This window comes from Modestobacter excelsi (genome assembly GCF_005930495.1).
Lineage (GTDB): Bacteria > Actinomycetota > Actinomycetes > Mycobacteriales > Geodermatophilaceae > Modestobacter > Modestobacter excelsi.
Genome location: NZ_SJEX01000170.1, coordinates 1 through 421, shown reverse-complemented (window position 1 = coordinate 421; position 421 = coordinate 1). Strand labels below are relative to the sequence as shown.

The 421-nt window shown below is 30.2% G+C and carries 1 protein-coding gene; it reads right to left on the bottom strand.

Annotated elements, in window-relative coordinates; translation table 11 throughout:
• Positions 1-348: ATP-binding protein (locus FHL80_RS25080; RefSeq protein ID WP_281283571.1), on the bottom strand; the 348-nt coding region annotated here is incomplete at its 3' end.
• Between the last annotated feature and the right edge of the window lie 73 nt (positions 349-421).

Genomic DNA, 421 nt, shown 5'->3' with positions numbered 1-421 from the left:
ACCTACACCACTTGGACCTAAAAAGACAATATTCTGATGGTTTTCTATAAATCGTAAATGAGTAAAATCTACGATTTCTTGTTTATTGACGTTAGGTTGGAATGAAAAGTCAAAGTCGCACAGTTCCTTTTTAAAAGGGAATGCTGCTACCTTAACCATTGATTCAATCATATTCTTTTCTTTAACTGCGATTTCATAATCACTCAATTTAATTAAAGTATCAATAAATGATAAATCGTTAGTGATACTAAAATCTATCACTTCATCTAAATGAGTAATCATTTGATTCATTTTTAGATATGACAGATTATCTTTTAAACGTTGGTAGTTAGTAATATTATTCATCATACATCTCTCCTATCGTTTTTAAATTATCTAAGGCCAGCTGATTAATATCATCATGGTCTCCATAGGAGACAGC